At 73.7% G+C, this 25,527-nt stretch carries 26 protein-coding genes and 1 pseudogene; 9 read left to right on the top strand and 18 right to left on the bottom strand.

All coding sequences use genetic code 11. The annotated features are described in order from the left end of the window. Positions 1–64: 64 nt before the first annotated feature. From HHX30_RS29860 to HHX30_RS29825, 8 genes are all read right to left on the bottom strand, one after another. Complete coding sequence (locus tag HHX30_RS29860; protein ID WP_169985878.1) at positions 65–190, bottom strand: SapB/AmfS family lanthipeptide; 126 nt, start codon at positions 188–190, stop codon at positions 65–67. Between the two features lie 68 nt (positions 191–258). Further along, positions 259–387, bottom strand: coding sequence for a SapB/AmfS family lanthipeptide (locus tag HHX30_RS29855; protein ID WP_169985880.1), 129 nt, complete (start codon positions 385–387; stop codon positions 259–261). A gap of 70 nt (positions 388–457) precedes the next feature. Beyond that, complete coding sequence (locus HHX30_RS29850; RefSeq protein WP_169985878.1) at positions 458–583, bottom strand: SapB/AmfS family lanthipeptide; 126 nt, start codon at positions 581–583, stop codon at positions 458–460. A 6-nt stretch (positions 584–589) separates the two neighbouring features. After that, positions 590–3,205: a class III lanthionine synthetase LanKC gene (gene lanKC, locus HHX30_RS29845; RefSeq protein ID WP_311922917.1), complete on the bottom strand. Its 2,616-nt coding sequence runs from the start codon at positions 3,203–3,205 to the stop codon at positions 590–592. A gap of 465 nt (positions 3,206–3,670) precedes the next feature. After that, a complete protein-coding gene (locus HHX30_RS29840; RefSeq protein ID WP_169985876.1) occupies positions 3,671–4,384 on the bottom strand; it encodes a sensor histidine kinase in 714 nt (237 codons plus the stop codon). A 234-nt stretch (positions 4,385–4,618) separates the two neighbouring features. Continuing rightward, a complete protein-coding gene (locus HHX30_RS29835; protein WP_169985874.1) occupies positions 4,619–5,650 on the bottom strand; it encodes an NAD(P)/FAD-dependent oxidoreductase in 1,032 nt (343 codons plus the stop codon). Further along, positions 5,647–6,207 carry an isoprenylcysteine carboxyl methyltransferase family protein gene (locus HHX30_RS29830; protein ID WP_169985872.1) on the bottom strand — a complete coding sequence of 187 codons (561 nt, stop codon included), beginning with the start codon at positions 6,205–6,207 and terminating at the stop codon, positions 5,647–5,649. The genes HHX30_RS29835 and HHX30_RS29830 overlap by 4 nt, the downstream gene beginning before the upstream one ends. Positions 6,208–6,215: 8 nt before the next feature. After that, positions 6,216–7,286, bottom strand: a complete 1,071-nt coding sequence (locus tag HHX30_RS29825) for a type III polyketide synthase (protein WP_169985870.1) — start codon at positions 7,284–7,286, stop codon at positions 6,216–6,218. Between the two features lie 118 nt (positions 7,287–7,404). Here HHX30_RS29825 and HHX30_RS29820 point away from each other — a divergent pair, with 118 nt between their 5' ends. After that, positions 7,405–8,364 carry a UbiA family prenyltransferase gene (locus tag HHX30_RS29820; RefSeq protein ID WP_311922916.1) on the top strand — a complete coding sequence of 320 codons (960 nt, stop codon included), beginning with the start codon at positions 7,405–7,407 and terminating at the stop codon, positions 8,362–8,364. On the opposite strand, the gene HHX30_RS29815 is transcribed toward HHX30_RS29820, so the two are convergent. From HHX30_RS29815 to HHX30_RS29800, 4 genes are all read right to left on the bottom strand, one after another. Further along, complete coding sequence (locus tag HHX30_RS29815) at positions 8,351–9,919, bottom strand: DUF2079 domain-containing protein (RefSeq protein ID WP_169985869.1); 1,569 nt, start codon at positions 9,917–9,919, stop codon at positions 8,351–8,353. The two genes, HHX30_RS29820 and HHX30_RS29815, sit on opposite strands and share 14 nt — an antisense overlap. Before the next feature lie 141 nt (positions 9,920–10,060). Further along, positions 10,061–10,681: a methyltransferase domain-containing protein gene (locus tag HHX30_RS29810; protein WP_311922915.1), complete on the bottom strand. Its 621-nt coding sequence runs from the start codon at positions 10,679–10,681 to the stop codon at positions 10,061–10,063. Continuing rightward, positions 10,678–11,340 carry a TIGR04282 family arsenosugar biosynthesis glycosyltransferase gene (locus tag HHX30_RS29805; RefSeq protein ID WP_311922914.1) on the bottom strand — a complete coding sequence of 221 codons (663 nt, stop codon included), beginning with the start codon at positions 11,338–11,340 and terminating at the stop codon, positions 10,678–10,680. Before HHX30_RS29805 ends, HHX30_RS29810 begins: the two co-directional genes overlap by 4 nt. Continuing rightward, a complete protein-coding gene (locus tag HHX30_RS29800; RefSeq protein WP_169985868.1) occupies positions 11,337–11,981 on the bottom strand; it encodes a glycosyltransferase family 2 protein in 645 nt (214 codons plus the stop codon). Before HHX30_RS29800 ends, HHX30_RS29805 begins: the two co-directional genes overlap by 4 nt. Before the next feature lie 93 nt (positions 11,982–12,074). Here HHX30_RS29800 and HHX30_RS29795 point away from each other — a divergent pair, with 93 nt between their 5' ends. Next, a complete protein-coding gene (locus HHX30_RS29795) occupies positions 12,075–13,325 on the top strand; it encodes a hypothetical protein (protein WP_169985866.1) in 1,251 nt (416 codons plus the stop codon). 1 nt (position 13,326) lies between these two features. On the opposite strand, the gene HHX30_RS29790 is transcribed toward HHX30_RS29795, so the two are convergent. Continuing rightward, complete coding sequence (locus HHX30_RS29790) at positions 13,327–14,346, bottom strand: NAD(P)-dependent oxidoreductase (protein ID WP_169985864.1); 1,020 nt, start codon at positions 14,344–14,346, stop codon at positions 13,327–13,329. Positions 14,347–14,500: 154 nt separating this feature from the next. On the opposite strand from HHX30_RS29790, the gene HHX30_RS29785 reads away from it, so the two are divergent. Beyond that, entirely contained in the window at positions 14,501–15,640 is a 1,140-nt protein-coding gene (locus HHX30_RS29785) for a cellulose binding domain-containing protein (RefSeq protein ID WP_169985862.1), read from the top strand. Between the two features lie 79 nt (positions 15,641–15,719). Continuing rightward, complete coding sequence (locus HHX30_RS29780) at positions 15,720–17,015, top strand: cytochrome P450 (protein ID WP_169985860.1); 1,296 nt, start codon at positions 15,720–15,722, stop codon at positions 17,013–17,015. Here the strand turns inward: HHX30_RS29780 and HHX30_RS29775 are convergent. Then, entirely contained in the window at positions 17,003–18,157 is a 1,155-nt protein-coding gene (locus HHX30_RS29775; protein WP_169985858.1) for an RtcB family protein, read from the bottom strand. The genes HHX30_RS29780 and HHX30_RS29775 overlap by 13 nt on opposite strands. Before the next feature lie 115 nt (positions 18,158–18,272). On the opposite strand from HHX30_RS29775, the gene HHX30_RS29770 reads away from it, so the two are divergent. Next, the gene (locus tag HHX30_RS29770; RefSeq protein ID WP_169985856.1) at positions 18,273–19,298 is read left to right on the top strand and encodes a phosphotransferase; all 1,026 of its coding nucleotides are present in this window, start codon (positions 18,273–18,275) and stop codon (positions 19,296–19,298) included. Between the two features lie 180 nt (positions 19,299–19,478). Beyond that, positions 19,479–19,913, top strand: coding sequence for a hypothetical protein (locus tag HHX30_RS29765; protein WP_169985854.1), 435 nt, complete (start codon positions 19,479–19,481; stop codon positions 19,911–19,913). A 51-nt stretch (positions 19,914–19,964) separates the two neighbouring features. Here HHX30_RS29765 and HHX30_RS29760 read toward each other — a convergent pair whose 3' ends face one another. Next, positions 19,965–20,297 carry a cupin domain-containing protein gene (locus HHX30_RS29760; RefSeq protein WP_169985852.1) on the bottom strand — a complete coding sequence of 111 codons (333 nt, stop codon included), beginning with the start codon at positions 20,295–20,297 and terminating at the stop codon, positions 19,965–19,967. An 83-nt stretch (positions 20,298–20,380) separates the two neighbouring features. Between HHX30_RS29760 and HHX30_RS29755 the strand changes: the two are divergent. Further along, a pseudogene (locus HHX30_RS29755) lies at positions 20,381–20,527 on the top strand (hypothetical protein); the annotation flags it as partial. Between the two features lie 18 nt (positions 20,528–20,545). Here HHX30_RS29755 and HHX30_RS29750 read toward each other — a convergent pair. From HHX30_RS29750 to HHX30_RS29740, 3 genes are all read right to left on the bottom strand, one after another. Further along, complete coding sequence (locus HHX30_RS29750; protein WP_169985848.1) at positions 20,546–20,815, bottom strand: LysR family transcriptional regulator; 270 nt, start codon at positions 20,813–20,815, stop codon at positions 20,546–20,548. A 349-nt stretch (positions 20,816–21,164) separates the two neighbouring features. Next, entirely contained in the window at positions 21,165–22,652 is a 1,488-nt protein-coding gene (locus HHX30_RS29745) for an MFS transporter (RefSeq protein ID WP_169985846.1), read from the bottom strand. A gap of 171 nt (positions 22,653–22,823) precedes the next feature. Continuing rightward, a complete protein-coding gene (locus HHX30_RS29740) occupies positions 22,824–24,035 on the bottom strand; it encodes an acyl-CoA dehydrogenase family protein (RefSeq protein ID WP_169985844.1) in 1,212 nt (403 codons plus the stop codon). A 397-nt stretch (positions 24,036–24,432) separates the two neighbouring features. On the opposite strand from HHX30_RS29740, the gene HHX30_RS29735 reads away from it, so the two are divergent. Together HHX30_RS29735 and HHX30_RS29730 are read left to right on the top strand one after the other, a co-directional pair. Continuing rightward, positions 24,433–24,981 carry a CGNR zinc finger domain-containing protein gene (locus HHX30_RS29735; RefSeq protein ID WP_169985842.1) on the top strand — a complete coding sequence of 183 codons (549 nt, stop codon included), beginning with the start codon at positions 24,433–24,435 and terminating at the stop codon, positions 24,979–24,981. A gap of 41 nt (positions 24,982–25,022) precedes the next feature. Further along, positions 25,023–25,430, top strand: a complete 408-nt coding sequence (locus HHX30_RS29730) for a PPOX class F420-dependent oxidoreductase (RefSeq protein ID WP_169985841.1) — start codon at positions 25,023–25,025, stop codon at positions 25,428–25,430. The last annotated feature ends 97 nt before the right edge of the window (positions 25,431–25,527 follow it).

The raw sequence follows: 25,527 nt of genomic DNA, 5'->3' as shown, positions 1-25,527 counted from the left end.
GGGGCCGGAAACGCGGAAGCCTGGGCGGCCGCGACGACCGCCCAGGACTCCGTTGCGCGTGCTATCAGCCGCAGATGAGGCTGAGGCTGCTGTTCTCGTGCGGGGTGCAGCCGAGCAGGCTCAGGTTGCTGCCGCCGCCGTCGTGGCCGCCACCGGGGGCCTCGAGGGTCTGCAGGTCGAGAAGCGCCATTTCGATCAGCTCCTTGTATGAGTGCCGTCAGCCCCGGTTGAGGCCGAAGTCCGTGATCTGGATGGTCGTCAGCCGCAGATGATGCTCAGGCTGCTGTTCTCGTGCGGGGTGCAGCCGAGCAGGGACACGTTGCTGCCGCCGCCGCCACCGCCGCGCTCGGCCGGGGCCTCGAGGGTCTGCAGGTCGAGAAGCGCCATTTCGATCATCTCCCTTGTATGGATGTGCCAGCCCGGTTGAGGCTGAAGATCGTGTTCACCGGAGGGTCCGTCAGCCGCAGATGAGGCTGAGGCTGCTGTTCTCGTGCGGGGTGCAGCCGAGCAGGGACAGGTTGCTGCCGCCGCCGTCGTGGCCACCACCGGGGGCCTCGAGGGTCTGCAGGTCGAGGAGCGCCATGTGCGTTCACCTCCTTCCGGTGCTGGTCGGGACGGATGACCCGGCGGCGGTGCGCAGGGGGGCCTGCGCCTGGGACCGTCCGGGGGGCTCGAGGAACGGGAGGCGGACCGGCTCGTCGTGCAGCGCGGTGCCGAGTGCGAACAGCACGCCGGCGCTCCCTGTGGCGAGGTCCATCGACAGGCGGAGCAACTGGGCTCCGGGGAAGGCCATCCCGCCCTGGTAGGGAAGCTCGTGCCAGGCCAGCCGGGAGATCTGCGCCGCGGCGGCCTCGGGATCGGGGCGGGAACCTGAGGACAGGCAGGCGATCATGCCGGCCCGGCCGGCGAACAGGCCCGACTGGACGTAGTACGGCAGCGTCAGCACCGACCGGATGGCGGCGAGAGACTCGGCGAGGGTCTCGTCGTGCCGGTGGCAGAGGTAGCGGTCCAGCGCCAGGCCGATGCCGGCCGACCCCTCGTCGAGGTAGGGGTTGGTCCGCCAGCCCTGCTGCACCTGGAGTTGGCCGTCCTCGCGGCCGACGCACCGGCGCAGGTCCTGCCGCAGCGCGGTGGCCGCGAGGTCGAGCAGCCCGGGGTCGCCGGTGTGCTCGTAGGCGTGCAGGAACATCAGGGCGGGTCCCGACGAGCCGTACATCAGCCCCGCGTGCGGATACCTGCCGCCGCTGATCTCGGGCACGTCGTCCGGGCCGCCGAGGCGGTCGGCCACCTCCGCCACGACGCGCGCGGCCTGGTCGCGGAACTCCGGCTCGCCGGTCCTGTCGTGCAGGTGCATCAGGGCGAGGGCGATGCCGGACAGGCCGCGGTAGAGGCTCAGGTCGAGCCCTTCCGCGGGCTGCCGCACGCAGCGCTCGGCCACGTCGAGCGCGTCCCGGCGGCGGCCGAGAGCCTCCAGCGCGTACGCCACGCCGTGCAGGCCGTTGTAGAAGCCGCTCCCCATGCCGGGCTTGGCGGCCTGCCTGATGAGCCACTCCTCGTGCTCGGGGAAACGCCCGGCCCCGGTCGCCGCCAGCGCGTACAGGACGCCGGCCGCGCCGTTGGCGAGGCTCACACCGCCGCCCGGCTCGAACTGGACGATGTCGCCGGGGAACAGCCGGTCCTCGCGCTCCGGTGTCGCCGAGGCGAGGATCGCCTTGGCCAGCGCCTCCCGGACGGCGGGCCAGTCCTCCCGCATCCGGCCAGGCCGCGGGAGCAGGCTCGGCTCGGGCGCGGGCGGATCCTGCCCGAGGATGGTCCGTACGGCTCCCTCGATCAGCGGGGGAGGCACCGGGAACGTCTCGGTGATCAGCCGGCCGAGCTGGGCGGCCTTGGGCCGGTGAAGCTGTAGCAGCATGGTGGTCATCGGGGCGAACACGCCCAGGTGCAGGCAGGCCAGCGCGTACTCGTCGGCCTCGACGCCGGCCAGCCCGCGCGGCGGCACGAAGCCGGGGTTGGCGAGCGTGGGGCGCCTGCGCTCCTCGACCGGCGAGGAGACCTCGAAGTCGATCAGCACCACGCGCTCGCCCTCCACCAGGATGTTGAAGGGGTGCAGGTCGCCGAACACCACGCCGCGCTCGTGCAGCGCCGAGACCGCCGCGCGCACCTTGGCGAGCATCCCGACGGCCCACTCCGCGTAGTCCGCGGTCATCTCGGGCGTGCGGTCGGCCCGGGTGAGGGGATGCTTCTGGGCGATGAGCTGGCTGAGCGAGGTGCCGTCGACGTACTCCTGCACCAGGAAGTGGTGCTCGCCGACGGTGAAGTAGTCGCGCAGAGCGGGCACGGCGTCCAGGCCGGTGAGGCGCTCCATGATGGAGGCCTCGTGCCGCAGGCGGGTGACGGCGTCGCGTCCCTCCGCGTCGAGCCCGGCGTGCGGGCGTGCCTCCTTCAGCACCACCTGTTCGCCGGTGCGCGTGTCCCGGCCGAGGTACACGCCGCCGCCGTTGGAGAAGTGCAGCACGCTCTCCACGTCGTACGGCACACCTTGGAGCGTCACCGCGTTGCGCGCGGCCAGGTGCGGTTCGAGGAAGGCCGGCAGGGTCACCCAGGAGGGCAGGGCGAAGGCGGGGCCGCGCACGTCGGGGACGAGGTTGCCGTCGGCGTCCTCGATCGCGAGCACCCGCTCGCCGTTGTCGTCCAGGCAGTGGCGTTCGGCGAAGCCGCCGTACCGGACGAACAGGGGGCCGTCGCCGTAGCGCAGGTCGCTGAGAATGTACGGGCCCTCGACGCCGTCGAGGATCTCGGCGAGCTCCTTGAGCGTCAGCTCCAGCTGAGCCTCGTCAACAGGGTAGATGGTGACCAGCTTGCCGCTCGACCCGCGGAACGCGTACTTGGAGTTCTGCATCGTCATCACACGCCGGCCGCGCAGGAATTTGAAGGCCAGCCCGCGGGGCGCGCAGTAGTCCCAGGCCGCGGCGATCACCCGCTCCGCCTCCGCCAGTGAGGAGGAAATGTGGATCTTCCATCCCTGCGTGGGCAGCCTCGCGCCGATCGGCGCGTAGTGCAGCCAGGTGTCGGTCGCGAGATGGGCCCACCCCTCGGGTGCGGGCCGGGCGGCGATGGCGAAGTCGGGGTGCTCGGCGCGCTTGCTGTCGAGCGTGTCGTAGAACAAGGGATCTGCGAGGCAGTAAATCTCGTACTTACTAATCACCAGAAGTCCCCTTAGGCCGGTCACGTCAAAGAATTCCGGAAATAAGGAGAAGGGCCAAGTTACGCCCGTCAACTGCGCTATGTGAAATCTGCACATAACGAACCGTGACGCAGTCATGGGTGGGCAGTGATGCCATTCACGGCCGTGTCCGGGACGCCTCGCGGACCATCTGGTCAGATCGCTGGTCAAGTGCGCGGCGTCCGCACGCCGGCCGCCAGTGGCGGCACGAGGCGACGATCGGGCGTGGGCGCCGGCGCCGTGCGGCGCGGTGGCGGGACGCCGCGCCCGGCGGCGATCGAAGTCGCGGAAAGGGGGCGTCCGGGTCGCGGATGGGCTGGGCCGCCGGCGGCCGGGTGCTCGCAGACCCGGGGACGGGCGGACGGGTGCCGGGTGCTCAGAGACCCGGGAAAGGCCGTCCCGGAGGCTGCGTGCCGCGCCGCTGGAGCCGGGCGAGCCCGGCCGGCGTCAGCGGCGGTCTCCGCCCTTGCGGGGGATCTCGACGATGATGCGGAACCAGCCGTCCGGGTCGAGGATCGTTCCCACCATGCCGTGGAGCGCCGCCGCCCGGTTGCGCAGGTTGTCCAGGCCGCTGCCGTCGCCCGGCGGGACGGAGGGATCGACGCCGTCGTTGGCGACGGTGAGCGTCACCACGCCGCTCCGCACGACGATCTCGATCGTGCACAGGGTCGCCCTGCTGTGGCGCAGGACGTTGGTCACCGCCTCCCGCACCGTGATCGCGAGCACCGCGCTCACCTCGTCGCCCAGCTCCGCCTCGGCGACCTCGATCTTGCAGTCGGTTCCGTACGCGCGCAGCACGGCCCGCGCGTTGGCCAGTTCCGAGGCGAGTGAGACGTCCCGGAAGGAGCGGGTCACGTTGCGGATGTCGGCGGACGCCTGACGGATCGCCTGCACCACGTCGGCGAGCGCCGGTCGCAGGGGACTGTCGTCGTCGGCGAGCCGGTAGGCGAGTTCGCTGCGCAGGGTGGCCAGCCACAGGCGGCTGCTCACGAGGTCGTGCACGTCGCGGCCGAACTGCTCGCGCGCTTCCGCCGCGGCCTGCCGTACGGCCTCCGCCTGCATGGCGCGCAGCCGGCGCAGGTGGACCGCGAGGACCACCAGCGCGGCGATCAGGAGCGTACCGAGCAGGACGAGCAGGGCGATGAGGGCGAAGTGAGGCAAGTAACGACCCTCCAGTCATCCTTGCCGTAACATCGGCCTCGCCATTAGGTACACACGTTAGATCTTTGCATACCGGTCACGAAATATGGCCACTTCATTCGTGTCGAAGCAGGTTCTATTACCACTGCATATAGGGGTTGCCGGTGGCGTCCTAAAAACGGGCGTTCACCAACTGTGAATCCGGCTGTAACAATTCCGGGGGCCCTGCCCGTTCCGGGGCAGAAGGCGCGGGGGTCAGGCGAGTGTCCGCACCGCGGCCTCGAAGACCGCGGGCAGGCGCCGCGCGGCCGGCACGATCATCCGAGCCGCGACGGGATGCCGCCGGGCCCGCACCAGCGTGGCCGTGAGCAGCCGGGAGCGCCACGAGAGGCGCCGCCAGGCGGTCTCGTACTCCTCGGGGCGACCCGCCCGCAGACAGCCGACCAGCGCGCGGGCCGACAGCAGCGCGAGTGAGATCCCCTCGCCGGTGAGCGCGTCCACGTAGCCCGCCGCGTCGCCGACGAGCAGCACCCGCCCGGCCACCCGCCGCCGCACCCGCTGGCGCAGGGGTCCTGCCCCGCGCACGGGGGTGACGGGCGGGCCGTCCAGCCGGGCGAGCAGACCGGGAAACTCGGCCAGGTGCTCGTCGTAGGTCCGCCGCTCGCCGCTCAGCACCGCCACGCCGACCAGGTCGTCGCCCACCGGCGTGACGTACGCCTCGCCGCCGGGCGCCCAGTGCACCTCCACGAAGTCCGTCCACGGCGCGACCCGGTAGTGGCGGCGCAGCCCGTACCTGCGCGGACCGCGGGAAGGCAGGCCGAGCCCCAGCCGGGCCCTGATCGGCGAGTGCAGCCCGTCGGCGGCGACCAGCCACCGCGCGCCGAGCGGGGCTTCGCCCGGCACATACGCGAGAACGGCCTCGCCGGCGGCGCGCACCGCGTCCACCCGGCCGGGCACGACGCGGACGCCGAGCTCCCGCGCGCGGAGGGCGAGCGCGGCGTGCAGCGCCGTCCGGCGCACGCCCAGTCCCGGGCCGTCCCGGAACTCCGCCTGCACGCGGTGCCGCCCGTCCACGTAGCGGATGCCGAGGAACGGCCTGCCGTCAGGCACCGCCACCCCGAGGTCCGCCAGCGCGGCCGCGCCGCTGGGCATCAGCCCCTCCCCGCACGCCTTGTCGACCGGGACGGGCCGTGGCTCGACCACGACCGCCTCCATGCCGGCGAGGGCCGCGTGGACGGCGGTGGCCAGCCCGGCGGGCCCGCCGCCGGCGACCAGCACGTCGATCACGCCGCGGTCCCCGTCCCCGCGCCACGCGCGGCGGGTCCGGGGGCGGCGGTGGCGAGCGCGGCGTTCTCGCAGCGCAGGCGCACGGCCATGAGCGGCACGTTGAGCACGGTGAAGACCAGCGCGGTCAGCCAGGCGGAGTGCACGAGCGGCAGCGCCGCGCCCTCCACCGCCACCGCGACGTAGTTGGGGTGGCGCAGCCATCCGAACCGGTACGGCCCGCGCCGCACGAGCGGCATGCCGGGCACGACGACGACCTGCGTGTTCCAGTGCGGGCCGAGTGCGGTGACGCACCACCAGCGCAGCGCCTGCGCGGCCAGGACCAGCCCGAACATCGGCCAGCCCAGGCCCGGGACGAACGGCCGGTCCGCCAGCCACACCTCCAGCAGGCATCCGGCCAGCAGTCCGGTGTGCAGGGCGACCATCCAGGGATAGTGGCCCCTGCCGTACACCACCCCGCCCCGGGCGAGGCTCCAGCGGGCGTTGCGGCGCGCGACGACGAGTTCGGCGAGCCGCTCCACCGCGACGAGCGCGACGAGCAGCGCGTACGAGAGCGACACGGGTCTCCCTACCAGCGCAGCAGGACCAGTTCGGAGCAGAATCCCGGGCCCATCGCCAGCAGCAGGCCCGGTGTGCCCGGCGGCGGGGGCCGCAGGGCGAGGGTGTCGCGCAACACGTGCAGCACCGAGGCGGACGACAGGTTGCCGTTGGCGGCCAGCGAACGCCAGGTGAGGTCGAGCGCGCCGTCCGGCAGCGCGAGCGTCTCCGCGACGGCCTCCAGCACCTTGGGGCCGCCGGGGTGGCAGACCCAGGCGGTGACGTCGCCGGCCGTCAGGTCGTGGTCGGCGAGGAACCCGTGCACGTCGTCGCCCAGGTACGCGCGGACGACGTCGGGCACCGCGGCGTCGAGCACCACCCGGAAACCGCTGTCGCGTACGTCCCAGCCCATCACGCGTTCGGAACCGGGATACAGGCGGCTGCGCGTGGCGACGACCGCGGGCCCCGCCGCGCGGCCCGCCCCGGGCGGCTCGCGGTCGTCCCCGTACGCGACCACGGCGGCGGCGCCGTCCCCGAACAGGGCGCCCGCCACGAGGTTGGCCGTGGAGGTGTCGTCGCGCTGCAGGGTGAGGGAGCACAACTCGACCGAGAGCAGCACCGCCACGTGACCGGGCCAGCCGCGCAGGTAGTCGTGCAGCCGGCCGATCCCCGCCGCGCCCGCCACGCATCCGAGGCCGAACACCGGCACCCGCTTCACGTCCGGGCGCAGCCCGATCCGGTTGACCAGCCGGGCGTCCAGCGACGGCGCGGCGACGCCGGTGACCGACGTGCACATGATCATGTCGACGTCCGCCGGTGTGAGGCCGGCCGCGTCCAGCGCCGCCGTCACGGCCTGCGCGCCCAGGTCGAGCGCGGCCTCGATGAACAGGTCGTTGGCCGCGCCGAAGCCGTCGAGCTTGCCGTACTGGTCGAGGGGCAGCACCAGGTTGCGGTGCTCGACCCGGGCGCCCGCGTGCAGCCTGTCGAGAAGCCGGCGGTCGGCGCCCGGAGGAAGACACACCCTCGCCAGGGCGTCCGCGATCTCCGCCTGCGAGTGGCGATGAGGGGGGACGACACCGTGGACGGCCGCGATCCGCGTCATCTCACATCCTCGGGCTGGCGAAAATCGTAATAAGTCCCTCTTGCCCGTTGCGGGCCGCCGCATACCTTCGGAGCCCGATGGCGATCCCCATCCGTAAGGTCCGGTTACGCTCGGGGTCGTGACCGGTTCAGGGGCCCTGCCCGACGAAACGGCGGCCGAAACCGGCCTGGGTGCCGCCGCGCCGGTTCGCTGCGCGCGTCCCGGGGGCACCGCCCCGGCGGACGTCGCGGGCGAGCCGCCGGCCGGGCCGTCGCGGACGGTGGCCGGGCTGGCCCTGGCATGCCATCCGGGTCCGGCCGCGGCGGTGACGGCCCTGGTCGCGGCGCTCGTGGCGCTCGCCGGGTGGGGCCCGGCGGGGACCGCGCTGGCGGCTCTCGCCGTGCTGACCGGTCAGCTGTCCGTGGGCTGGTGCAACGACGCCGTCGACGCCGCCAGGGACGCCGCGGCGGCGCGGGCGGCCAAGCCGATCGTCGCGGGACTGGTGACCGCGCGCACGGTGCGCGCCGCGGCGTTCGCCGCGCTGGCGGCCTGCGTGCCGATCTCGCTGGCCTGCGGCGCGGTCGCCGGGGCCGCGCACCTGTTCGCCGTGGCCGCGGCCTGGGCGTACAACCTGTGGCTCAAGGGCACGGCGGCCTCGTGGGCGACTTACGCCGCGGGGTTCGGCGCGGTGCCGGTGTTCGTCGCGGCCGGGATGCCGGGCGGCCTGCCGCCGGCGTGGTGGGCCGTGCTCGCCGCGGCGCTGCTCGGCTGCGCGGCGCACCTCGCCAACGTGCTGCCCGACATCGAGGCGGATGTCGCCACGGGAGTGCGCGGCTGGCCGCAGCGCCTCGGCGCCGCCCGGGTGCGGGCCGTCCTGCCGCTGCCGCTGCTGGCCGCGTCCGTGCTCCTGGTGGCCGGGCCTCCGGGACCGGCCGGCCCGGCCCGATGGCTCGCGCTCGCGGGGGTGGCCGCGTGCGCCGCGGCCGGCCTGCTGCTCGGGCGGCGCGTGCCCCGGGCGCCCTTCGTCGCCGCGATCGGCGCCGCAGGCATCGACGTCCTGCTGCTCGCCGCGACGCCCGGCGTCGTCACCGCCGGCTGAGCACCACGTATCCGGCCTCCCGGAACACCACCCGGTAGCCCCGCGCGCGCAGGGCCTCGACCCGGGCGACCTGCGCGTGGACCGAGCCGAAGGGGAAGGCCCTGGCCCCCACGTCGGCGGCTACCCAGGGCGCCCCGCGCGGCGTGCGGTCCCACAGCAGGGTCCGCGTACGCGGCGACAGGGCGGGAGCGAGGGAGTCGGCCGCCTCGACCAGCGCGCCCTCCGGCACGGCCGCGACGGCCCGCTCGGCCGCGCGGGTCCGGGCGGTCTCCGTGTAGAAGCCGGGCGTGAACAGCGCGCCGAACGAGAAGAACGGCACGAGCGCGAACGCGACGGCGAGCGCCAGCAGCGCCCATCCCCGCAGGAGCACTCCGGGCCTTCCGGGAGAACGCGAGGCCGCCCGCAGCGCGCCGTCGACCCCGGCGGCGAAGACCACCGCGACGACGAAGGCCGTGTAGTGGTACCGCGGCGTCCACCAGTTCGGGTAGGTGCTGGCGAGCATGCGTTCCAGCAGCGGCGGCAGCAGGGTGAGGCCCAACGGGGACAGCACGGCGGTGAACAGCACGGGAGCCAGCGTCAGCACGAGTGTCCGCAGCTTCAGCGGCGGGTCGGCGAGCAGCGCGGCGACGTCGCCCGGGCGTGTGACGGCGCGCACCACGGCCCGGGGGAGGTCCGGGCCCAGTGTCCAGTACGCCCAGTAATAGTCGGCCCTGCCCCCGAAGTGCGGGATGAGGACGCTCGTCGCCACCAGGGTCGCGGCGGCGCCGCCCGCGACGAGCAGCGCCCCCGCGATCCGGTCGCAGCGGCGGGTGAGGAGGAACAGCCCGAACCCGGCCAGCAGCAGGCCCATGTCCTCCTTGACCAGGAGGAGGGCGAGCCCCGCCAGGACCGCGGCCCGCCTGCGCCCGACCTGGTACCGCTCCAGCATGGCCGCCGTGAGCAGCGGCACGAACGCCACCTCGTGGAAGTCGAAGGCCACGGCCTCGGCGATCGGCCACGACAGGGCGTAGGCGACCGCGACGGGATAAGCCACGCGCCGTCCGGCCGTGACCGCCGAGGACGCGCGGAAGGCGTACACCCACACGAACGGGATCGACAGCGCGAGGAGGACGGCCTGCGCGACGAGCAGGGTCGCGGGCCCGTCGTGGATCCGGTACAGCGGCGCCAGCAGCGCGAGCGCCGGAGACCAGTGGTCGCCGAGCACGCAGAACCCCGGCCCGAACCCGTTGTGCACCCCCTTCAGCATCGAGACGGGCGGCTGGAGGCGCGCGTACGATCGGATCGCCTGGTCGAATATCACCAGGTCGTAGGCGCCCGCCCGGAAACGCGCCAGCCTCAGGCACGAATAGAACGCGTAGAGCGCCGCCGCCGCGACGGTGAGGGCCGAGACGCGGGCGAGGTCCGCGCCGGTCCACTTCTCGCCGGCTCGCTTCTCGTCAGGACGGTTTCCTCCGGCCCGAGTCCCCCTGGCCCGAGTCCCTGCGGCCCGTCTTGTGGCGGCGGGGCCCCGGCCGGCGAGGTCTCGACGCCGTGCCCGCGACGGCCATGCGACCATCCGTGTGACAATCCGCGCGATCCCGGGCATTGGTGTCGTCCGCTTCCGCCTGCTTTCCGCGCAGGCTATCGGCGTCGCCGCAGCACGGACCGGGACCGCCGCCCCGTTTCCCCTCATCGGCCGGCAAAGCTCCGGCCCGCCTCACCGGTGCGGGATCAGGACGGAGAACCAGCGGCCGGCCTCGCTCCACACCTCCGCCGGGCGGAAGCCGGTGCGCCCGGCGAGCGCTCCGATGTCCGACACGCTGACCCGCGCCCAGGCGAACCACGCGGTGGCCCTGCCCTCCCGGCGCAGCCGGACCCGCTCCGAGCGGGTCGCGGTGCCGGGCGGATCGAGCTCGGTGACGACCTCGCCACCGGGCCGCAGCAGCTCGCGGACCCGCCGCAGCAGGGCGTCGGGGTCGCCGCCGATGCCGATGTTGCCGTCGGCCAGCAGCACGGTGCCCCAGCGGCCGGTGCCGGGCACGTGACCGAAGACGTCACGGCACAGGGCCCGCCCGCCGGCGAGGCGGGTGAGCCGGACGGCCCGGGGGGTCACGTCGATGCCGAGCGCCCGCACCCCGCGCCTCGTCAGCGCCACGGTCAGCCGCCCCGGTCCCGAGCCCACGTCGAGCGTGGGGTCGGCGCAGCGGGCGAGCATGGCCTCGTCCCCCTCCGCGCCGTCGATCCACCGCCACGACTCCAGCGGCCACGTCCCGCCGTCCGCCGACTCGACCTCGACCCGCGCGCCGTCCAGCGACTCCGCGTACAGGGGCCCGATCACGCGGGGACGTCCGTGCCGAGGGCCGCCAGCGTCGCCGCGAACCGCGAGGAGGGGGCCAGCGCGGCCACCGCGCGCGCGTCGGCGGCGGTGTCCACGTCGGTCAGCTCGGGCAGCAGGGCGGCCCGCACGCCCGCGGCGCGGATCCGCTCCATCAGCAGCGGCCCGGTGTCGGGCCGGGACATCGGCAGCCCGGCCAGCAGGGCGGGGTCGGGCCTGCGCTGCCCCAGCAGCCAGAACCCGCCGTCGGCGGCCGGGCCGACCACGACCTCGTGCTCGCCCAGCAACCGCCCCGCCTCGGCCAGCAGAGCGGGGGTGACCTGCGGGGTGTCCATGCCGATCAGCACAGCCGGGACGGGCGTCGCCGCCCAGGCGTCGGCGAAGGCGGCGGCCAGCCGTGCGGCCAGGTCGTCCCCCCGCTGCGCGACCACGTCGTACCCCGCGGGCAGCCAGGGCCCCGCCTCGCCGAGCAGGGCCAGCACCCGGCGCGCGGCGGGGGCGGCGGCGACGGCCGCCAGGGTGTCGCGCAGCGCCGCCTCCGCGAGCGCGGCGGCCTCCCGCGCGGTGTACGGCGGCGTGAGCCGCGTCTTGACCGCCCCCGGCACGGGCGACTTGGCGATGACGACGATCTGCGCCGCGGTCCGGCCGATGCCCGGCGTCACGCCGCCCGCCACATGTCCCGGACGGTCCTGACGGTGCCGCGGACGGTCCCCGTCACCTTGGACCGGCCCACCCGCGGCAGGTAGTCGACCTCGACCTCGCCGACGCGCCAGCCCGCCTCGCTCGCCCGCAGCACCATCTCCAGCGGGTAGCCGAACCGCCGGTCCCGCAGGTCCAGGGCGAGCAGCGCCGCACGGCGGGCCGCCCGCATCGGGCCGAGGTCGTGCAGCGGGGCGCCGGTGCGGCGGCGCAGCCGCCAGGCGAGCACCCGGTTGCCCAGCCGGGCGTGCGCGGGCCACGCCGACCCCGTGACGGGCCTGCGGCGGCCCAGCACGAGGTCGGCGGCGCCGCTCACCACCCCCTCCGCGACGTACGGCACCTGCCGGGGGTCGAGGGAGGCGTCGGCGTCCATGAAGCACACGACGGGGGCGGTCGCCGCGGTGAGGCCCGCGTGGCAGGCGGCGCCGAAGCCCGGCCGCGGCTCGGTCACCACGAGCGCGCCGTGCCGGGCGGCGACCTCGGCCGACCCGTCGGTGGACCCGTTGTCCACCACGATGGCGCGGCAGCCGTCCGGCATCCTGCCGAGCACCCAGGGCAGCGCCGCCGCCTCGTCGAGGCAGGGAAGCACCACATCGATCTGCATGCCGCAGAAGCTAGGGCCGCCGGTGCCGCGCAGTTCTTACGAAGTGACTACGGCGGGGGGTAGGTGGCCGCCGGCGAACCTAGCCTGTGGGCCGTGACGACACGACGGCGGGCACTGACGGCCTGGGCGGCGCTGGTGGCGGGCGCGTTCGCGGTGGGCGGCCTGCTGCACGCCCGCGGCGTGCTGCGCATCGACCATCTCCCGCCGCTGCACGCGCTGGCGCGCCTGCCCACCGCCGCCCTGCTCCCGGCGGCGGCCTTCGCCGTGGTCGCGGTCCCGGTGCTGCCCCGGCTGACCGCGCATCTGCCGATGCGCGCGGCACTGGCGGCGGCCTTCGCCGCGTCGCTCGCCTGGACGGTCCTGCTGGCCGTGTCGGGGGAGGGGCTGGCGTGGCCGTTCACCCACCCGCAGGAGTACCTGGCCGGGCTCGGGGCCGTGGGCGGCGATCCCCTGGGCTGGCTGGCCCGCTTCACCCGCGACCTGCCGGCCTACCCCACGCACGTGCGCGGCCATCCGCCGCTGCCGGTGCTGGTGCTGTGGGCGACGGCGGCCGCCGGGCTGCCGGGACCGTTCTGGGCGGCCGTCCTCGTGGTCGTGGCGGGGTGCTCGGCCACGGCCGCGATCGGGCTGGCCGTGTGGCGCGTCGCGGGGGAGGAGGCGGCCCGGCGCGCGCTGCCGTACCTCGCCCTGTCCCCGGCGGCGGTGTGGATCGCGACGACCATGGACGCGTTCTTCGCGGGCGTGGGCGCGTGGGGGACGGCGCTGCTGGTGCTCGGCGCGCGGAGCCGGGCGGGCCGGGTGGCGCTCGGCCTCGGCGCGGGCCTGGCCCTGGGCGCGCTGCCCTACCTCAGCTACGGCCTGGTGCCGTACCTGCTCGTCCCCCTCGTCGCGGCGGTCGCGGTGGGGGTGCCGCGGATGACCGTGGCCGCCTGCCTGGCCGGGATGGCCGCGGTGAGCGCCCTGTTCGCCGCCGGTGGCTTCTGGTGGCCCGCGGGAGTGCTGGCCACCCACGCCGAATGGGCGGCCGACCCCGGCGCGGCCCGGCCGTACCTGTACTTCCTGGTTGCCAACCTGGCCGTGCTCGCCCTGGTCACCGGTCCCGCCACCGCCGTCGGGCTCGTGGCGCCGGGGCGGGGCGCGGAGCGGATCCTGCCGCTGGCGGCGCTGGCCGCGGTGCTCGCCCTCGACGTCAGCGGTGTGACCAGGGGCGAGGTGGAGCGCATCTGGCTGCCGTACGCCCTGTGGGTCGCCGCCCTGGGAGGGCGCACAGGAGACCGCCGCCTGCTCGCCGCGCAGGCGGCGGCGGGCCTGCTGCTGCAGGGGTTCGTCCGGTCGCCCTGGTGACTCAACCCGCCGTTCCCAGAGGGGCGTGGGCGAACTCGCGCATGCCGTCGGCGAAGCGGATCCGCGCCCGGAAGCCCAGGTCGGCGGTGGCGCGGTCCGGGGAGGCGACGATGTGCCGCACGTCGCCGAGCCGGTAGCGGCCGGTGACCTGCGGGGCGGGCCCGCCCCGCGCCGCGCTGAGCGCCTCCGCCAGGTCGCCGATCGTGCGGGGCTCGCCGCTGGCCACGTTGTACGCGCGGAGCCGACCGGGCGGGGCGGACTCCAGCGCGTCCAGCGCGGCGAGGTTGGCCGCCGCCACGTCCCCGACGTGGACGAAGTCCCTGCGCTGGCCGCCGTCCTCGAACACGAGCGGCGCCCGCCCGGCCTCCAGCGCGGACCGGAAGATCGCGGCCACGCCCGAGTAGGGAGTGTCGCGCGGCATTCCCGGCCCGTACACGTTGTGGTACCGCAGGGCGATCGCCGCGCCGCCGGTCTCGCGGGCCCAGCCGGCCGCCAGGTGCTCCTGGGCGAGCTTGCTCGTGGCGTACGCGTTGCGCGGATCGGGCGGGACGTCCTCGTCGACGGTGCCCGGCGTCAGCGCCCGCCCGCAGCGCGGGCACACCGGCTCGAACCGGCCGGCGGCCAGGTCCTCCCCGGCCCGGGGGCCGGGGCGCACGGGCCCGTGCTCCGCGCAGTCGTAGACGCCCTCGCCGTAGATCACCATCGACGACGCCAGGACCAGCCGGGCGACCCCGTGCCGCGCCATCGCGGCGAGCAGCACCGCGGTCCCGAGCGCGTTGACCGACACGTACGCCGGCAGGTCGGACACGTCGACGCCGAGGCCGACCTTGGCCGCCTGGTGCACGACGGCGTCGACGCCGGCGAGCGCGCGGCCGACGGCGTCCTCGTCCCGCACGTCACCCGCGGTGACGCCCGCGCCGCCGCGCAGGTCGTATCCCTCAACCTCGTGCCCGGCGTCCCGCAGCAGAGCGGCGACGCGGCTCCCGATGAAGCCGGCCGCGCCGGTGACCAAGATTCGCATTGCGCCACGGTAGCGACGGCCCGCCCCGCTGAAAGTTTCACAATCCTTACGGGACGACCGGCGGGGACGGGGCCGGTCCTTTGACGGGCACGTACGGCCGACCGATGATCCGGGCGAGTTCGTCGGCGAGATCGTCACACGGAGAGGTGGAACCGTGCCCAGACTGTCCTGGCCGGCCGCGTGGGCCGCGGCGGGCGCCGTCGCCGCCGCACTGCTGGCGGCCAACATCGCCGCGCCGCCCGTGCTCGCGGGCGGCGCGGCCGAACTGCACGCCGTCCGTGCGCTGACCACGGTCTCGCCGTCGCCGTCGCCCTCGCCGGGGGCGGACGTGACGCCGCCGACGGCCCCGGGCGACCTGCGGGCGTGCCCGCCGCCCCCGCCACCGAGCGGGAGCTTCCAGGGTGTGGTCGGCCTGTGCTGGACGGCGTCCTCCGACGACACCACCGAGTACAAGGTGTTCCTTCTCAGGGACAACGGCTTCTACGAGGTGGCCTCCACCTCCCGCACGACGGCCGTCGTCCCCGGTCTGGTGCACGGCCGGACCTACACGTTCTACGTGGTCGCCAGGGACGCCGCCGGGAACACCAGCAGGCCCTCCGAACTGCTCAGCACCCCGGCGGTCTCCGGCGCGAACGTGACGCCGACCCCTCCCACGGGTGACACGACGCCGCCGACCAGGCCGACCGGGATACAGGCCAACTGCCTGCCCGACTTCAAGGGGACGTCGTTCTGCTGGACGTCGTCCACCGACAACGTCGGGGTCACCGGCTACGACGTCTACCGGCGCACCGCCGTCGGCTGGACGCGGGTGGGCACGCCCATCGGCACGCACTTCACCGAGGGCAACCTCGTCACCGGCCAGTCGTACGTCTACTTCATGGTGGCCAAGGACGCGGCGGGCAATCTCAGTCTGCCGTCCGATCTGGTGACGGCCACGGCGTCGGGCGGCTACCCCACCTACTCGCCGCCTCCGGTCAGCTGCAAGATCGAGTACACGGCGTGGTCGTGGAGCGGCGGCTTCGCGGCCACCGTGAAGATCATCAACCTGGGCCAGACGCCGATGAACAACTGGACGCTGCGCTTCGTCCTCCCGGACGCCGGACAGAAGGTCACCAGTGGCTGGTCGGCCACCTGGTCCCAGTCCGGAAAGGACGTCACCGCCGCGGCCATGTCGTGGAACTCGGTCATCCCCGGCGGCGGGTCCCTGCAGATCGGCTTCAACGGCTCCTTCACAGGCGCCAACCCCGATCCCACCGGCTTCACGCTGAACGGCGGCACCTGCATCCGGGGCTGACCGTCACACCGGTCCGTCCGGCCCCCGGCCGGACGGACCGGACCCGTTTCTCCCGGACGGACGCGGGCAGTCAGGACGTATGCCGCTGCTCGACACCACGCTGCTCCTGCTGCTCGAGGGCTACGCCTGGCTGCCGGCCCGATGGCGGGAGACCCAGGGAGAGATGGTCCACACCCGGCTGATGGGCCAGCGCGCCGTCGTGCTGCGCGGGCCGGACGCCGTCCGCTTCTTCTACGACGACAACCACGTCCAGCGGGCACCCGCGCTGCCCGAGCCGATCAAGAGCACGCTGTTCGGCCACGGCGCCGTGCACACGCTGGACCAGGCCGCGCACCGGGCGCGCAAGGGCATGTTCATGTCGCTCATGACGCCGCGGAGCGTCGCCGCCCTGGTGGACGAGACCACCGCGGCGTGGGACGCGGCGGTGGCGACGTGGCCGGACAGGGGACACGTCGTGCTCTTCGACGAGGCCGCCCGCGTCATCACGCGGGGGGCGTGCCGGTGGGCGGGCATCCCGCTCACCGAGGAGGAGACCGGGCCCCTCGCCGCCGACCTCGTCGCGCTGGTCGACGGCTTCGGGTCGCCCGGCCCGCGACACTGGCGGGCCCGCGCCGCCCGCAGGCGCCGCGAGGCGTGGCTGGCGGGACTGGTCGAGGACGTGCGGCGCGGCGCCCTGCGGGTGCCGGACACCTCGGCGCTCGCCGTGGCCGCCCGCCACCGGGAGCCCGACGGACAGACACTCGCGCCCCGGATCGCGGCGGTCGAACTGCTCAACCTGGTGCGCCCCACCGTGGCCGTGAGCTGGTTCCTCACGTTCGCCGCGCACGCCCTGCACTGCTGGCCGGTCAACCGCGTCCGCCTGGCCGAGGACGCCGACGGCACGTACGCCGAGGCGTTCGCCCACGAGGTGCGGCGCTTCTACCCCTTCGCGCCGTTCGTCGCGGGGAAGGCCGTCACGGACCTCACCTGGAAGGGCGAGCCGATCCTGGCCGACTGGCTCGTGCTGCTCGACATCTGGGGCCAGAACCACGACCCGGCGCTCTGGCCGAACCCGTGCGCGTTCGACCCGCGACGCTTCGCCGGGCGGGAGATCGGCCCGTACGACCTGATCCCGCAGGGCGGGGGCGACCCGGCGGACGGCCACCGGTGCCCGGGCGAGCCGGTCGCGGTGGGCCTGCTGGAGGCCCTCGCGCCGCGGCTGGCCCGACTGGACTACACCGTGCCGGAGCAGGACCTCACCGTCTCGCCGTACCGGATCCCGGCCCGGGTGGCGAGCGGCTTCGTCCTGCGTCCGTCCGGCGCCCGTCCGGCCGGCTCAGCGCCCCGCGAGACCGTGGGCGCGCAACGGCGGCGTCCCTCCGTTCATCCCTTGTAGTTGAAGACCTGGCGCAGCGTGTGCCGGACCTCCACGAGGTCCTTCTGGTCCGCCATCACCTGGTCGATCGGCTTGTACGCCTCGGGGTGCTCGTCGACCAGCGCGGCGGCCCGGTCGGAGTTCCAGGTCCGGCCGCGCATCGCCTCTTTGAGCGAGGCGGGCGACAGCTCGCGCTTGGCCCGGCTCCTGGACATCCTGCGTCCCGCGCCGTGCGAGCAGGAGTTGTACGAAAGCGGGTTGCCCCGCCCGCGCACGATGTAGGACCGGGTGCCCATCGAGCCCGGGATGACGCCCTCGTCCCCGATGTCCGCCTTGATCGCTCCCTTGCGGGTGATCCACAGCTCCTTGCCCTGATGGGTCTCCATCTGGGTGAAATTGTGGTGGCAGTTGATCGTCCGGACCCGGGCGCCGGTGCCGACGACGCGGAACAGCGCCTCGCTCAGCACCCTGTCCATCCGCGCGCGCGACGCCATGGCGTACCGCTGCGCCCACAGCATGTCCTCGATGTACGCCGTGAACTCCGGCGTGCCCTGGGTGAAGTAGGCGAGGTCGTAGTCCTCCAGCCCGATCGCCAGGCCGCGCATGAGCCGCTTCGCGCCGTTGATGTGCGCGGTGGCGAGCTGGTTGCCGATCCCGCGCGAGCCCGAGTGCAGCACGGTCCAGGCCCGGTCGCGCTCGTCGAGGCAGACCTCCACGAAATGGTTGCCCGAGCCGAGGGTCCCGAACTGGCAGGCGACCGTGTTCTCCTGCTTCGGCGTGAGCGAGGTGCGCGGCCGGCCCAGCTCGCCGAGCGCGCGGTCCACCGCGCGGTCGTCGTGCCCCTTGCCCACGCCCGCCGGGATGCGCCGCTCCACCAGCCGCATCAGCGGGTCGAGCGAGCCGGGCAGGTCGGCGGCGGTGAGCGTGGTCTCGGTCGCGACCATGCCGCAGCCGATGTCCACGCCGACGGCGGACGGGATGATCGCGCCCTCCGTGGGGATCACGGAGCCGACCGTCGCGCCGATGCCCACGTGCGCGTCGGGCATGAGCGCGACGTGACCGGGCACGAACGGCAGGCGCGCCGCCCGGGCGGCCTGGTCGATCGTCCCGTCGTCGATCTCGCTCGCCCAGGACAGCACCTTCGGGGCGATGTGCTTCGGCATGGTGGTTCTCCTCCTCGATCGAGATCCACTGTGCCGGGGAGCGGCCGGAATCCCAACCGAATATCGCGCGGAAAGTCGTTTGCCGCCCTACCCGCCCGCCGCGCATCATGCCGCAATGCGCGACGATTCCCGGGAGCCCGGCGGCCAGGGGGAGGAGCGGCGTCGCCGTCACGGTGAGGACGGCCCGCCCCCGCCCGCCAGAGGCGTACGACTGCCGTGGGCCGCGGTGCCCGCGCACCTGCGGCTGGCCGTCGAGACGCACCTGGGCGACCGCGTGACCGAGGCTCTCACCCAGCCCGGCGGCTTCTCCCCGGGTGTGGCGGCCCGCCTGCGGCTCGCGGGTGGCGGCAGGGCCTTCGTCAAGGCCGTCGGGCCCGAGCCGAACCCGGCCAGCCCCGGCATCCACCGGTCGGAGGCCCGGGTGGCCGCCGCGCTGCCGGCGACCGCGCCCGCGCCCCGGCTGCTCGCGTCCTTCGACGAGGACGGCTGGGTGGTCCTGCTGTTCGAGGACGTCGAGGGGCGGCAGCCTGCCCAGCCCTGGATCCCGGCGGAGCTCGACGTCGTGCTCGGGGTGATGGCCGGGCTGGCCGAGTCGCTCACCCCCGCGCCCGTGGCCGTCCCGTCCGCCGCCGAGCGGCTCGGGGAGGACTACCGGGGATGGCGGTGTCTGGCGGCCGGGCCGGCCGGCCTCGGCATGGACGGATCCGATGCCGCGTGGGCCCGGCGCCACCTGGACCGGCTGGCGGAACTGGAGTCCGCGTGGGAGGGAGCGGCGGAGGGCGACACGCTCGCCCACGCCGATCTGCGCGCAGACAACCTGCTGCTCACGGCGGACGGCGGAGTGGTCGTCGTCGACTGGCCCTGGGCGTGCCTGAGCACGCGGTGGTTCGACCTGCTCGGGATGCTCCCGAGCGTGGCCATGCAGGGCGGGCCGCCGCCGGCCGCGGTCTTCGACCGCCACCCGGTCGCGGCGAAGGCGGACGGCGACGCGGTCACTGCGGTCCTGGCCGCCGTGACCGGCTTCTTCCTGCAGCGGGGAAGCCTTCCCCCGCCGCCAGGTCTGCCCACGCTCCGCGCGTTCCAGCTCGCACAGGGCCGGGTGGCGCTCGCCTGGCTGCGGCAGCGGACCGGCTGGAGATGACCTCCGGCAGCGCGAAGCGACCGGGCCCGTGCCCGCGGTCCGGGTGACGAGCGCCGCGCGTGACCCTCACTCGGAAACCGGGTGGCACGCGTGGAACCCTTGGCGAGGGCGGCCTCGCAAGCCGTGCGGGACCACGCCCGGAGTGCCCCGCCGATTCGCGCGTGCGAGAGGAGAACGACGATGAACTCCGCCTCGGCCGCCGTGGGCGGCGCGGCCACCTTCGTCTGGCTCGGGATGGTGCTGGCGATCTCATTCCTGGAGGCGCCGCTGAAGTTCCGCGCGCCGGGAGTGACGATCGCGATCGGGCTCGGCATCGGCCGCCTCGTCTTCCGTGCCCTCAACGCCGCCGAGGCCGTGCTGGCGGTCGTCGTGATCGCGGCGGTCGCGACGGGCTCGCCCGGCCCCGCCGTGGTGGCGCTCACAGCCCTCGCCGCGGCCGCCCTGGTGGTCCAGATCGCCGCCGTACGCCCGCCGCTCAACCGCAGGTCCGACCGCGTCCTGTCCGGCGAGGACCCGGCGCGGCACAGGTCGACGGCGCACCTGTACTACGTGGCGCTGGAGGTCGTGAAGGTCCTGTCGCTGCTCGCCCTGGGCTGCTTCCTCCAGGCCGTGTAGCGGTTCCTCCCGTCCGCGCCGTGATCGGAAAGAACCGCCGGGCGGGCGCTGTCAGGGGCGTTTGACGACGGTGAGCAGGACCGCGCTGTCCTCGACGGCGTCGAGCGCGTGCCGTGCGTCGGGAATGGCGAGCAGATCCCCGGACCGCCCCTCCCAGGAGGCGTCGCCGCTGCTCAGCCGCACATGACCGCGCAGCACCAGCAGGGTCGCCTCACCCGGGCTCTCGTGCTCGGCGAGGCCGGTCCCGGCGGTGAGGGCGAGCAGCGTCTGGCGCAGCGCGTGCTCGTGGCCGCCGTGCACGCTGTCGGCCGCGCGCCCGCTGGAAGCGGCGGCGGCGCGTTCGAGTAGTTCCCTGGCCCGTACGTCGAGAGAGATCGGTTCCATGCCCTCAGTCTGCCCCACGCTCCACGCGGTGCCCGGAAAGGCGATGGCCGTTATGGGGACGCCGCCGTTACTGCGGCCCGGGTCAAGCGGCGCAGGAGGCGCTGCGGCTCGATTTGGAGAGCAACAAGAACCAGGCGCGCGTGAGCCGGCGCGAGCGCGAGCGCGCGCTGGCCGAGCACCGGCGCGAGGCCGCCCGCCGCAAGCGCGTCGAGCGCCGTCGTGACCGCTGACCCCGCACGGAAACGGCGCTATGCCGCGGTCACGGCCCCGCCCACTTCCTTGTGCGCGGCTTCCGCGATGCGGAGCATCATTTCCGCATAGGGCAGCAGGCGCGTTCCCGCCTCCGTCAGGGCGATCCGGCGGCCTCTCCGGTCGAACAGGACCGCCCCGACGGCTTCTTCGAGGGTCCTGATTTGCGCGGTAACGCTGGACTGGGCATAGTGCATCTTCTTTGCTGCCAATGTAAAGCTCAGCTCGGCCGCGACCTCACAGAAAGTGCGTAGCTGCTGCAGGTTCACGCAGAACGACAAAGTCTCCCCTATAACCCGAGATCAGCGTATGGTCAAGGTGGTGCACGCTCATTTTCCAGCGATGTATTTACCATGTCCATCGACATTCTGTCACGCATGAGGCGATGCGTGAAAACAGGCCCCGGGCGCGGGTTTTCCCGCCAATTCAGCCGCGCCTCGGGATCACTTTTATAGGGCCGAAAACAGAACGCCTCTTCGCCGGGCCTGCTCGTGAACCGGACGCCGGCGATTTCCTGCCCGTGCCGCCGCGCCGCCGGCCGCGTCCCGCCGTACGACCGACCGGGAGTAGCCCGTCCCGGGGACGGTGGAGATCCCGGTCGGCCGCGGCGTGGGGGCTCTAGTAGTCGGCGACCGCGGCCGAAGCCGCCACCCGGCGCCGTGCGGAGGCGCGCAGCGCCGCGACGAGCGTGAGCAGCATGGTCACGACGGAGATGCCGGTGACGACGTAGAGGCCGTTGTGGTAGCTGGACAGGGTCGCGGTCGCCTCGCCCGCCTCGCCGCCGGCAGCCATCGTGGCGGTCACGATGGCGAGGACGATCGCCGCGCCGACCTGGTATCCCGTCTGCAGCACACCGGCCGCCAGCCCCTGCTCGGAGTCGGCCACACCGGTGGTCGCCTGGACGTTCGCGGCGGGGAAGGAGAAGGGGAAGGCCACGCCGATGAGCAGAATGCTCGGCAGGATCACCCAGGCGTACGGGGACGCCTCGTCGATCCGCAGGAAGAGCAGGTACGAAGCGGTGTAGGCGACGAATCCCGCGAAGATCATCCACCGGACCCCGAACCGCGAGATCAGCTTGCCGGCCCGCGGCGCGATCGTCGCGATGAGCAGGCCGATGGGGAGGAAGGCCAGCGCCATCTGCATCGGCGACCAGCCGCGCAGCGACTGCAGGTAGAGGCCGCCGATGAACTGGAAACTCATGTAGGTGCCGAGGATCGCCGCCGCGACCAGGCTCGCGCCCACCAGCGCGCCGTTGCGCAGCAGGCCCAGGCGCAGCAGGGGCTGGGCCGTCCGGCGCTCGATGACGACGAAGGCCAGGAGGAGCACCACCGAGGCGGCGAACATCCCCAGGGTGCCCGGCGACGTCCACCCCGCGGTGGGCGCCTCGACGATGCTGTAGACGAGCAGCAGCATCGCGGCCGTCACGGTGACGGCGCCGGCGATATCGAACGAGCCCCCGCGCCGGCCCGACGCGGCGTCGCGCGGCACGAGCGACAGGGCGCCGGCGAACGCGATGAGCGCCACGGCGACCGGGAGCAGGAACGTCCAGCGCCAGTTGATCTCGGTGAGCGAGCCGCCCACGATGACACCGGTCGAGTAGCCGACCGCGCCGCACGCGGTGTAGATGCCCAGCGCGCGGTTGCGCTGCGGGCCCTCGGCGAAGCTGGTGACGATGATGGACAGGCTGGCCGGGGCGGTGAACGCGGCGCCGACGCCCATGACGAACCGGGCGACGATCACGACCAGGCCCTCGTTGGTGATGCCGCCGACCAGCGATCCGACGGCGAAGACGGCGACACCCGCCAGGAACATGCGGCGACGGCCCAGAAGGTCCGCCATGCGCCCGCCGAGCAGCAGGAAGCCGCCGAAGCCGAGAACGTACGCGCTCACGACCCACTGCACGGACTCGGTGGTCATCCCGAGGTCCGCCTGGATCGGCGGCACCGCGATGCCGACCATGATGTTGTCGAGAGCGTCGAGGAAGAAGGCGGCGCAGACGCTGACGAGCAGGCCCCACTCGCGGAGCCCCCACGAGTTCCCCTCCGCCGGTGCCTTCGTCTGGGCTTCGGCTAACGTCTGGACTTTTTCTTCTGGTGAAGTCGTCATGACTGTCCTAATCCACTCCGGTCGTATTGTCGCTGCCGCCGCGCCGAGGGGATGGGAAGCGCCGATCCCGAGCCTGGAGCGGAGGCTCTTGCCGCCCGCGTCCGATGCCGGCGGTAAGCCAGGGGCGAGGGGATGCCGGCCCTCGCCCCTGGCCGGCTTCACCGTCGCGGGTCAGCCCTTGAGCCCCAGCGGGAAGGGCGCCAGAGGCGTCCCGCCGAGGAGGTGGGCCCCCGCCGACTGCACGATCTGCTCCTGGGCGAGGATGTGCTGGCACATGGTGTGCAGGTCCCGCAGCCAGCGGTCCAGGGGAGAGGTCCGGTAGATCGAGGCGGTTCCGACGAGGTCGGACAGCCGGGAGACGATCGAGCGAGCCGTCCTGAACGCGTTGACACGGGCCAGCGCCGAGGAGACCTGCTGGTCCGGGGTCGGTTCGACGCCGGACTGCAGCCGGTCCCACAGATCGTGCAGGGTGCCGTAGACCGCGTAGCGTGCCGCGGCGAGCTCCATCTCCGCCTGGCCGATGGCGGTCTGCACGCGGTAGCTGTCCGACCACGGCGTGCCGGTCGTCTTCTCGACCCGGCCGGCCGCCAGCTCGCGTACGTGGTCCAGGGCCGCGCGGGCGACTCCGAGCGGCACACCGGGCACGTTGCCCAAGAAGGCGTCCGGAGCGGTGAACGGTCCCGACCGCTGCGGCTGGGTGAAGTCGAAGGAGCGCTCCTCGGGGACGAACAGGTCGGTGACCTGGTAGTCCATGCTGCCGCTGCCGGCCAGCCCGGTGGTGTGCCAGGTGTCGACCTTCTCGAACTCCTCGCCGCGGGCCAGTATCAGGCGCCAGTTCATCGGCGCGCCGCCGGGCCCCGGCTCGGGCTCGCCGTCCTGGTGGACGACGCACCCGCCGACGACCCAGTCGGCGTGTGTGACGCCACTGCCGAACGGCCAGCGGCCGGTGACGCGATAGCCGCCGGGCACCCGGTCGGCGCGGCCGACCGGGAAGATCAGGCCGGCCGTGATCGCGTCGGGGTTGGCCCGCATCTCCTTGACGACGAACTCGTTCAGGTAGCCCGCGTAGATCCAGGTGTCCATACCGATCATGGCGCACCAGCCCGCCGCGGCGTCGCCGTAGGAGAGGGCCTCGATCACCTCGGTCTGCTGGGCGAAGGTGAGTTCCGGGCCGCCCCACTCGTTGGGCATGCCGATGCGGAAGACGCCGGTGTCGCGGAGTAGCTCCACGACGTCCTTGGGAAGGTGCCTGGTGCGCTCGATCTCCTCGGAGCGTTCGCGCAGCAGGGGAGCCGCCGCCCTCGCGCGCGCCAGGATCTCCTCCGGCGAAGCGGGAACCTGCTCGCGCCCTGCCACGGGCCGCAGAGTCTCCGGCATGGTCATGTGAAAACCTCCTGTTCGTGGCTTCGTCTCTGGTCCGATCGCAGCGACGGACTGCCGCCGTCCGCTGATGACTCCAGGCCGCCGTGGCCTGTACAGCGGGACGGTGTGACAGTCCTGGCCACTTCGCAGCGGGTTCCACGCTAGGAACGGCGGCGCCTCACCGTTCGCCCGAACGCGCACGCGATCTGGTACGTCCGCACACGCCGGACGTGACCGACTCACCCCATGCCCGGTGGCGAGGGCCCATGTGACCGGCAGTGACATGGTCCCTCTCCCGAACGCTCAGGTAGTGCTCCATATAACCGTCATGGCAGACTTTAAGGGTTAGAAACGCGGCGCTGCAACCGGTCACTTATGATTGAGTGGTTAGAGCAGGCGGTAGTTGGAGGATGTCGCCATGACCGAGCCCGACCCGCGTCCGTTCGTCCGGGAACCCCTCGCCCTCGACCTCCTGAACACCCGGTGGAAGGAGCACGGCCGGCTTCACGACCTGCTGGACTCGCCCTCCGGGCTGCGCGTGTGGCTGGCCGGCCACGGGCTGGCCGACCGCTTCGCCGCGGACGAGGAGTCGCTGAAGGCGGTCGTCCACGCGCGCGACGTGCTGGCCGCGGTGGCCGCCGGCCCGGGGGGTCCCGCCGTCCACCGGCAGGTCGACGACGTCCTCGCCCATGGGCGCATCCGGCTCACCCTCACCGCGGAGGGACCCGGCGAGACGGCGGAGTTCGACGACCCGGCGTGGGGGGCGGCGTGGACCGCCGTCCGCGACTACCTGGACCTGCTGGCCGCGGCTCCGGAGCGCATCCGGTTGTGCGCCCAGCCGGACTGCATCCGCTACTTCCTCGACACGTCCCGTAACGGCACCCGCCGCTGGTGCTCCATGTCCCTGTGCGGCAACCGGGTCAAGGCCGCCCGGCACTACGCGCGGGCTCGCGACACCGGCGTCTGAACCGGCCATACGGCGGTTCCGGTCTCGAAAGGTCTCCGCTCATGTCCCGTGGCGCTCTGCCCGAGCACATCGCCGAACTCCTCGTCCGTCCGAATCCCTGCGTCATCAGCACCGTCCGCCAGGACGGCGCACCGGTCTCCGTGGCCACCTGGTACCTGTGGCAGGACGGGCGGGTGCTGGTCAACATGGACGCCGGGCGCAAACGGCTGGACTACCTGCGCAAGGATCCCCGGGTGTCGCTCACGGTGCTGGACTCCGGCGGCTGGTACCGCCACGTCAGCCTGCAGGGGCGGGTGGTGGCGCTGCAGGACGATCCGGACCTGAAGGACATCGACCGCCTCGCCGTCCACTACACCGGTGAGCCGTACCCGAACCGCGAACGGCCGAGGGTGAGCGCCTGGATCGAGATCGACACCTGGCACGTGTGGGGGATCCCCGCCGGGTCCTGAACGCGGGCACGCGCCCGCGCCGGTCAGGCCGCACAGGTCAGCCCGGGGCGTCCGCGCGGCGGACGACGGATGCCGCCGGGGGAACGGTTCCCCCGGC

The sequence above is a fragment of the Microbispora sp. H10836 genome (assembly GCF_012999525.1).
GTDB lineage: Bacteria > Actinomycetota > Actinomycetes > Streptosporangiales > Streptosporangiaceae > Microbispora.
This window is presented reverse-complemented; position numbering and strand designations above follow the sequence as displayed.